Below are 8,385 nucleotides of genomic sequence, written 5' to 3'. Positions count from 1 at the left end.
CGGGTATCCAGCAGCTCCTTGATTTGTGCCACGATATCGCCATCCTCGCCGGTGTGTTCGGCATGACCGGATGCGGCTTGCTCGCCTTCAATCACGCTGGCACCGGACTGGTAATGTTCCATGATCGCACCCAGAATCGCAGGTTTGATGTGGCCCCATTCCGCGCTCTCGGCTTTTGTTACGGTCACAAAATCGGTGCCAAAGAAAACCCCTGCAACATCGCCAACCGCAAAGATGCGCTTCGCCAAAGGCGATTTTGCCGCCGCATCCACAGTCGGAAAGTCAGCGGTCCCCAGTTCCAGAACGGTCTGGCCGGGAAGGAATTTCAGTGTCGCCGGGTTCGGCGTGGATTCGGTCTGGATGAACATGATATATCTCCGACTATTCCAGTCAGATATGCGCCCAAGCCAGTGCGAAGTCAAGGTTTGGAATGGTTCTAAACCGCCCTGCGGCGGTTTGCCTTAGCTGCCGCGATAGGTTGAATAGGCGAAGGGCGAAATCAGGAGGGGCACATGGTAATGTGCGCCCGCATCCGGCACACCAAAGCGAATCGGAATATCATCCAGAAACAGCACATCGCCGCTCGCCTGACCGCTGGCGCGCAGATAGTCCCCGGCGCTGAATACCAGTTCATAATTTCCGACCGTCAAATCCGCTCCAATCAGCATCGGCGCATCGGTGCGACCGTCATCATTGGTCGTGGTTTCCACGATTTTCGTGTTGGCACCGACAGACACCCGATACAGCGTGATCTTCACACCCGCTGCCGGTTTGCCCCGTGCGGTATCCAGCACATGCGTCGTCAATTTTCCCGCAGCCATCTTTTGTCTCCCCTGTTCTGATACTCCGGTGATTGTGCCGCATTGCTGGCGTTGTGACGACCTCTTTGACACGGAAAAGCTGTCAGGATGCGCAATAGGTCTTTCAATAATATTTTGTAAAAAACCATCCGCTTTTCGTAATATAGGGGAATATGCCAGCAAGAATGAGGCTTTCCGTGAACAGATATCCCCGCGACATGATCGGCTATGGTGCCAATCCTCCCGATGCGGCTTGGCCGAATGGGGCAAAAATCGCTGTGTCCCTCGTGTTGAACTATGAAGAAGGCGGTGAAAACAACTTTTTGCATGGCGACGCCGGGTCCGAAGCGTTCCTGTCTGACATCGCAGGGGCGGCCCCTTGGCCGGGCAAGCGCCATTGGAACATGGAATCGATCTATGACTACGGCGCGCGGGCCGGGTTCTGGCGGTTGCACCGCCTGTTCACCTCACGCGGCACCCCGGTCACGATCTACGGCGTGGCCACTGCCCTTGCGCGCAACCCCGAACAAGTTGCCGCGATGAAGGCTGCCGATTGGGAGATCGCCTCTCATGGGTTGAAATGGGTCGAACACAAAGACATGCCCGAAGCGGAAGAGCGCGCCGCGATTGCCGAGGCGGTCCGCCTGCATACCGAAGTTGTGGGGGAGCGCCCGCGCGGCTGGTATACGGGGCGCTGTTCGGTGAACACGGTGCGTCTGGTTGCCGAAGAGGGGGGCTTTGACTGGATTGCCGACGCTTATGACGATGATCTGCCGCATTGGATGGAGTTTGGCGACCGCGACCAGCTCATCATCCCCTATACGCTGGAGGCGAACGACATGCGTTTCGCCACAGCACCTGGCTACATTGAGGGCCAGCAGTTTTTCCAATACCTCAAGGACAGTTTTGACGTGCTCTACGCCGAAGGGCAGGCCGGCGCCGCCAAGATGTTCTCCATCGGGTTGCATTGCCGGTTGATTGGGCGTCCGGGCAAAATTGCGGGTCTGATGCGGTTCTTGGACTACGCCCAAGGCCACGCCGATGTCTGGTTCCCGCGCCGCATGGATATCGCCGCGCATTGGGCCGCCAACCATCCGCACCAACGCTATGAGCGTCCCAGCCAAATGGACGCCGCGCGATTCGTGGCGCAATACGGCTCGATCTTTGAACATTCGCCATGGATAGCTGAACGCGCCCACGGGCTGGAACTCGGCCCCGCCCATGACAGCGCCACAGGCTTGCACAATGCACTCTGTCGGATGTTCCGGTCGGCTTCGGCGGCCGAGCGTATGGGCGTGCTGACCGCGCACCCCGATCTTGCTGGCAAACTCGCCGCCGCCAAACGCCTGACCGCCGAAAGCACCGCCGAACAGGCCAGCGCCGCCTTGGACAGCCTGACCGACGCCGAACGCAGTGCCTTTGAAAAGCTGAACACCGACTACGTCGTCAAGCACGGCTTTCCCTTCATCATCGCCGTGCGTGACAACACCAAAGACAGCATCCTTGCCGCATTCAAAACCCGCATCGGCAATGACACGGACACCGAATTTACAACCGCCTGCAAACAGGTGGAACGCATTGCCGAATTGCGCCTGAAGGATATGCTGCCATGACCGGATATTTCGCCCCAAAAGGCGGCTTGCCGCCGCAAACACAACTGATGACCGGACGTGCGGTGTTCACCGATGCCTATGCCTTCATTCCCAAAGGTGTGTTTTCCGATATCGTCACCAGCTTCCTGCCCGGCTGGACAGATACCCGCCTCTGGATCATCGCACGCCCGATGACCGGCTTTTCGGAAACCTTCAGCCAATATGTGATGGAGGTTGCCCCCGGTGGCGGTTCCGATACGCCGGAAAACGACGCCTCGGTGCAATCGGTGCTGTTTTTTACCGAAGGCACAGCGCAACTGACTGTTGAGGGTAAAACCCACGCCCTCACCTCCGGCAGCTATGCCTATATCCCGGCTGGCAGCGAATGGGCGCTGCACAACATTGGCAAGGCCAACGCCTGCTTCCACTGGATCCGCAAAATCCATGAATCAGCGGAAGGCGTGGCCAAGCCCGACGTGCTGATCCTGAACGACAAGGACATCACACCGACTGCGATGCCCGATACCAATGGCGCCTGGGCGACCACTCGTTTTGTCGACCCCAATGATTTGCGCCATGATTTGCATGTCACCGTGGTCACCTTCCAGCCCGGCGGCGTGATTCCGTTTGAAGAAACCCATGTCATGGAACACGGGCTTTATGTGCTGCAAGGCAAAGCAGTTTATAAACTCAATCAGGACTGGGTTGAAGTGGAAGCCGGCGATTTCATGTGGCTGCGCGCCTTCTGCCCGCAAGCCTGCTACGCCGCCGGTCCCGGCCCGTTCCGCTATCTGCTTTACAAAGACGTGAACCGCCATGCCAATCTGCGCGGTCCGCTGAATCCCAGATGAACCCGCGTTCGCCCCGTCTTCTCTGAGGAAATATCCCACGGGGGTCCGGGGGTGTGAAACCCCCGGCGATCCGCCGCAAACCCATAGGTCCAGAATGACAAGAACGATTCAAACCGAACCGCTGACAGCCGCCGCCTTTGCGCCATTCGGCGAAGTGCTGGAGGCAACCGGCACGCCAGAGAAGTTGATCAACAAAGGCAAATGCGGGCGGTTTCACGACCGCGCGAAACTCGATTTTGCCGATGCACGCGCCGGGATATCGGTATTTCTCGGCGAACCGTGCAGCTTTCCTTACGACATTGAACTGGTGGAGCGGCATCCCGAGGGCTCTCAAGCCTTCCTGCCGATGACGCAAAATCCTTTCCTCGTCGTCGTGACCACCGGGGTCGACGCAAAACCCCGCGCCTTCCTGACCAATGGCGCGCAGGGTATCAACCTGCATCGTGGTGTCTGGCATGGCGTTTTAACGCCGCTGGCCGCCCCCGGTCTTTTTGGCGTGGTGGACCGCATCGGCACCACGCCAAATCTTGAAGAACATCATTTCGAATTGCCCTGGACCGTGACAGGTTCCGGGCTTTCCCCCGCATCCGCTGACTGAGGGAGGTCAGGCAGAGGATGCGATGACGGACGGGCGCTTGCCGATGGGGCGGCAGGTGGCTTGAAAATTGACCCCATTTCCCAAGGGAGGAATTCCAAATTGACTGACAAGGTGAAACCGGTAGATGAAATACTACCCGTGCCCCAACTGTTTACGCTGGGGCTACAGCATGTGCTGGTGATGTATGCAGGTGCGATTGCCGTGCCGCTGATCATCGGGCGCGTGCTGCAACTGGAACCGAAGGATGTCTCGTTCCTGATTTCGGCGGACCTATTCGTCTGCGGGCTCGTGACCATCATCCAGTCTTTCGGCATGACCCGCTATTTCGGCATCCAGATGCCGGTGATGATGGGGGTGACTTTTGCCTCCGTCGGGCCGATGATCGCGATCGGGGCGGCCAATCCGGGCTATGAAGGCGCGCGAATGATTTTCGGTGCCATCATCGGCGCGGGTATCATCGCCATGCTCATTGCGCCGCTGGTCGCCAAGATGCTGCGATTTTTCCCCCCTGTCGTCACGGGCACCATCATTCTGGTGATCGGCGTGACGCTGATGAAAATCGGCATCAACTGGATCTTCGGCCTGCCCGTTGGGCCGACTGCGGTGAAAACCCTCAATCCTGATCATGTCGCATGGCTCAAGCAAGTCGGCGATATGGCGGCGGCGGCGGGTTCGACCGTGCCGGAACTGCCCAAAGGTCTGAGCCTGGTTCCGACAGTTCCGAACCCGAAATATGCCTCGCTTGACGATATCGCGGTTTCGGCCGTCGTTCTGGGTGCCGTGCTGTGTTTTGCGAAATTCGGCAAGGGCTTCATTTCCAACATCGCGGTGTTGCTCGGCATCATCGTCGGTGGCGTTCTTGCTGCTGCCCTTGGCATGATGCATTTCGGTAATGTTGCAGGTGCAAGCTGGTTTGCGTTGATCACGCCGATGCATTTCGGCTTCCCGATCTTCGATCCGGTGATGATTATTACGATGGTTCTGGTGATGATCGTGGTAATGATCGAATCCACCGGCATGTTCCTTGCCCTCGGTGATATGACCGGACGTGAGATTACGCCAAAACGCCTGGCCGCAGGTCTTCGCACCGATGGTCTGGGCACCTTGCTCGGTGGGATTTTCAACACCTTCCCCTATACCAGCTTTTCCCAGAACGTCGGCCTTGTCGGTGTGACCGGGATCAAAAGCCGTTATATCTGCGTCGCGGGTGGTGTCATCCTGATGGCGCTTGGCCTCGTGCCGAAAATGGCGGTGCTGGTCGAGGCGCTGCCGACGACAGTTCTCGGCGGTGCTGGTCTGGTGATGTTCGGCATGGTTGCGGCCACGGGTATCCGCATTCTGGCCTCGGGTGTTGATTTTGCCCGAAACCGCTACAACCTGTTCATTGTGGCCGTTTCGCTTGGCTTCGGGATGATCCCTTTGGTCGCGCCGGATTTCAAGATGTGGTTGCCCCATGCGATCCATCCGCTGATCGAAAGCGGCATCTTGCTGGCAACGATTGCCGCAGTTGCGCTGAACGTCTTTTTCAACGGTGCCAAAGGCACGGCAGAAGAGTTGCAGGCGGCAGCAGCGGTTGCGGATCACTGACCCCTGACACCGGCGAAAACAAAAACGGGGGGCATATGCCCCCCGTTTTCACGCCTGAAAGCCGGGTCTCAGTTGCTCTTCGCCAGCAATGCCCCCAGATTTTGTGTGACTTGCCGCGTTTCGGCGCTGTCCGGTCCTGCGGTTTTCGTCAGGATCGCCAGTGATTCACGGTACAGCGTTTCGGCCTCCTTTCGGCGCTCGCCATCCGCCAGCAACAGCGCCAGATTGTTCAGCGCCCGCGCATAATCGGCGCTGTCCTTGCCGTCGGCCGCCTCGGTCAGGCTGATCAACTCACGGTACAGTTTTTCCGCCTCGCTCGTCTTGCCGATCCTGCGCAAAGCGCCTGCGATGCGATCAAGACGGTTGCGGAATTCGGGGTGATCGGTGCCAAGTGACACCCGGCTCGCCTCCACCGCTTCCAGATACAGCGGCAGCGCCTCCTCATTCTTGCCAAGGCTGCCGCGCAGATCGGCAAGCGTGGCAATCCGTCCCGCCAGATCCGGATTGCTCGGCCCGGAGCTTTGCCGCGTTGCTTTGATCGCTTCGACATAAAGCGCATCGGCCTCCTCCGCCCGACCAGTGGCAACCAGCAGTTCCGCAAGGTTGGAAAGCCGGGTTGCGGTTTCCAGATAGGCCCCATGCGGGGCCGCGCGGTCAATCGCAATCGCCTGGCGGTAAAGTGGTTCAGCCTCCTTCGTAAAGCCCGCCGCGCGCAGGGTGGCGGCCAGATTGTTCAGGCGTTTGGCTTGCGCTTCATCCTTGCCGCCGGTGGCGGTTTCGCCCACGGCAATCGCTTCTCGCAGCAGTTTTTCCGCGTCGGCAGGCTTTTTCGCCATCAGGAAAACCTGCGCGACCTGTGACAGGGCATCCGCCCGCTCGGCGCTGACCTCGCCGAATTCGGCTTGTGCTGCTTGCAACAGCGGGTTGGCAAGCGTCATCGCCACATCCGGCTGACCCAATTGGATCGCGGAACTCTGCGCGGCGTTCACATAATCATAGCGACTATCAAGGCTGGCTGCGCGGCGGAAAAAGCCATTCGCGCCCGCAAGGTCACCTTGCGCCATTGCAATCCGGCCCAACGCATAGGCGGCTTTGGCGGCGCGGCGGATGTCTGCCTCTGCCTGTGCGCGAATATCTGCAAAAAGCGGTGCGGCGGCAGCGATATCGCCTGCTTTCAACGCGGCTTCGGCCTGGGCACTGTCCTTTGTGGCTGGCAGGCCGAAAGCGTTTTGCACATCGACCAACAAGGCGCGGTCGTCGCTGGCTTGTTTCAGGCTTGCCGCCGGGGCCGACAGCGCACGCGACACCCGATCAAATTCCCGCACCAAAGCGCCTTGCTGTTCTGGTGTCGGGTTATTGCCTAGCGCTGCGCTCACATCAGCGAGACGCGCGCGCAATTGGTCTTTCACATGCGCTTCGGTCAGGGGTTTCAGGCTTGCCGGTTCGGCAGCGGCATGGGTCAGGATATCGGACATGGATTTTCCTTCTGTCATGTACCAGCCAAGGGTTACGGCGATGACCAAGCCCGACACCATCAGGATTGGGGAAAGGAACTTGCGGGTCATCTGGAACGTCCTTCAATAAAAACGGGCTGAAATCTACATCCGCACCGTAACGGGTTTGATCTCGTAGTCGCAAGGGCCGAACGGGGTGGACGCGGGGCGGCAAATTCGGCAACTGTGGAATTCGACGGGCGACAACATTCCCGCCCGGACAAAAATACCTTCGGAAAGCCTTCGTCACCATGCGCCTGCTGATCACCTTCGCCGCTCTGTTCCTGTCCGTGGTCTTGCTGCAACTGGGGTCGGGCGGAGTCGCGCCGCTTGATGCCATTTCCGGCGCGGCGCTTGATTTCACCACGACCGAGATCGGGTTGCTCGGCTCGGCGCATTTCGTCGGCTTTTTCATCGGCTGCTGGTGGGCGCCGCGCCTGATGGGGGAGGTCGGTCCAGCCCGCGCCTTTGCCGCATTGGTTGGGGCAGGGACCATCGGGATCCTTGCGCATATGCTGGTGATCGACCCCTACGCCTGGGCCTTGATGCGGATGGCGAGCGGCGTTTGCATCGCTGGCTGTTTCACCATCATCGAGGCGTGGTTGCAGGCCAAGGTGACGAATGAGACGCGCGGCCGTGCGATGGGGATTTACCGGGTGGTCGATATCTGCGGCAGCCTTGGCGCGCAATTGATGATCGCGGTGCTGGAGCCTGCATCCTATGTGTCCTATAACCTGCTGGCGTTGTTGTGCTGTGCCGCGCTTTTTCCGCTGACACTGACCAAGGCCACGCCGCCCGAAACGCCACTGACCCCGCGGTTGCGCCCGAGCCTCGCGTGGGAACGCTCGCCCCTTGCGGCGGCGGGTGTGATTGTGTCGGGCGTCTCCGGTGCTGCGTTTCGTATGGTTGGCCCGGTCTACGGCATCGAGGTCGGGCTGCGCACCGATCAGATCGCGTTGTTTCTGGCGGCGTTTGTTGTTGGCGGTGCCATTGCGCAATTCCCGGTTGGCTGGTTGGCCGACAAGTATGATCGCCGTACTGTGCTGATCTGGCTGTCGGTCGCTGGAATTGCCGCTTGCGGCGTGACGATTGCGCTTTCCGGTTCCGGAACCGTGGCGGTGTTTCTGTCGGCGGGCATGTTTGGCTTTGCCACCATGCCGGTTTACTCGGTGTCAACCGCCCACGCCCATGATTTTGCATCCTCGGCGGAGCGGGTGGAGCTTTCGGCGGCGTTGATGTTTCTCTATGCGGTTGGTGCGATTGCCAGCCCGCTTGCCGCATCGGTGCTGATCGAATATTTTGGCCCTGCTGCGATGTTCATCCTGATTGGCGCGGCCCACGCGTTCCTGATCGCCTTCGGTATCGCCCGGATGCGCGTGCGGCCCAGCCCGGATGATCGCACAGCTTACACCTATGAGCCGCGAACGTCGTTCGGGGTCGGTCGCGTGTTGGGGAAAGGGCGGG

The 8,385-nt window shown here is 59.6% G+C and carries 8 protein-coding genes; 5 read left to right on the top strand and 3 right to left on the bottom strand.

Annotation, left to right across the window (positions count from 1 at the left end):
* Positions 1 to 368: NifU N-terminal domain-containing protein (locus tag L0H65_RS09590; protein ID WP_301458651.1), on the bottom strand; the 368-nt coding region annotated here is incomplete at its 3' end.
* Positions 369 to 461: 93 nt separating this feature from the next.
* Positions 462 to 821, bottom strand: a complete 360-nt coding sequence (uraH, locus tag L0H65_RS09585; protein WP_301458650.1) for a hydroxyisourate hydrolase — start codon at positions 819 to 821, stop codon at positions 462 to 464.
* Positions 822 to 997: 176 nt separating this feature from the next.
* Between uraH and puuE the strand changes: the two genes are divergently transcribed.
* From puuE to L0H65_RS09565, 4 genes are all read left to right on the top strand, one after another.
* The gene (gene puuE, locus L0H65_RS09580) at positions 998 to 2,413 is read left to right on the top strand and encodes an allantoinase PuuE (protein WP_301458649.1); all 1,416 of its coding nucleotides are present in this window, start codon (positions 998 to 1,000) and stop codon (positions 2,411 to 2,413) included.
* Positions 2,410 to 3,243, top strand: coding sequence for a bifunctional allantoicase/(S)-ureidoglycine aminohydrolase (locus L0H65_RS09575; RefSeq protein WP_301458648.1), 834 nt, complete (start codon positions 2,410 to 2,412; stop codon positions 3,241 to 3,243). The genes puuE and L0H65_RS09575 overlap by 4 nt, the downstream gene beginning before the upstream one ends.
* 94 nt (positions 3,244 to 3,337) lie before the next feature.
* Positions 3,338 to 3,841 carry an ureidoglycolate lyase gene (locus L0H65_RS09570; protein ID WP_301458647.1) on the top strand — a complete coding sequence of 168 codons (504 nt, stop codon included), beginning with the start codon at positions 3,338 to 3,340 and terminating at the stop codon, positions 3,839 to 3,841.
* 99 nt (positions 3,842 to 3,940) lie between these two features.
* A complete protein-coding gene (locus L0H65_RS09565; RefSeq protein WP_301458646.1) occupies positions 3,941 to 5,428 on the top strand; it encodes a nucleobase:cation symporter-2 family protein in 1,488 nt (495 codons plus the stop codon).
* A gap of 68 nt (positions 5,429 to 5,496) precedes the next feature.
* On the opposite strand, the gene L0H65_RS09560 is transcribed toward L0H65_RS09565, so the two are convergent.
* On the bottom strand, positions 5,497 to 6,993 hold the full coding sequence (locus tag L0H65_RS09560) for a tetratricopeptide repeat protein (RefSeq protein ID WP_301458645.1): 1,497 nt from the start codon (positions 6,991 to 6,993) through the stop codon (positions 5,497 to 5,499).
* A gap of 179 nt (positions 6,994 to 7,172) precedes the next feature.
* Here L0H65_RS09560 and L0H65_RS09555 point away from each other — a divergent pair.
* On the top strand, positions 7,173 to 8,385 hold a 1,213-nt coding region (locus tag L0H65_RS09555), incomplete at its 3' end, for an MFS transporter (RefSeq protein ID WP_301458644.1).

It is taken from the genome of Pseudorhodobacter sp., from assembly GCF_030452865.1.
Lineage (GTDB): Bacteria > Pseudomonadota > Alphaproteobacteria > Rhodobacterales > Rhodobacteraceae > Pseudorhodobacter.
Note: the sequence above shows the minus strand (reverse complement) of the source record. Positions and strands in the feature narration are given on the sequence as shown.

What these genes read in the sequence shown, in the direction of transcription:
- uraH (WP_301458650.1), bottom strand. Translation starts at nt 821, where the DNA reads ATGGCTGCGGGAAAATTGACGACGCATGTGCTGGATACCGCACGGGGC.
- L0H65_RS09575 (WP_301458648.1), top strand. Translation starts at nt 2,410, where the DNA reads ATGACCGGATATTTCGCCCCAAAAGGCGGCTTGCCGCCGCAAACACAA.
- L0H65_RS09570 (WP_301458647.1), top strand. Translation starts at nt 3,338, where the DNA reads ATGACAAGAACGATTCAAACCGAACCGCTGACAGCCGCCGCCTTTGCG.
- L0H65_RS09560 (WP_301458645.1), bottom strand. Translation starts at nt 6,993, where the DNA reads ATGACCCGCAAGTTCCTTTCCCCAATCCTGATGGTGTCGGGCTTGGTC.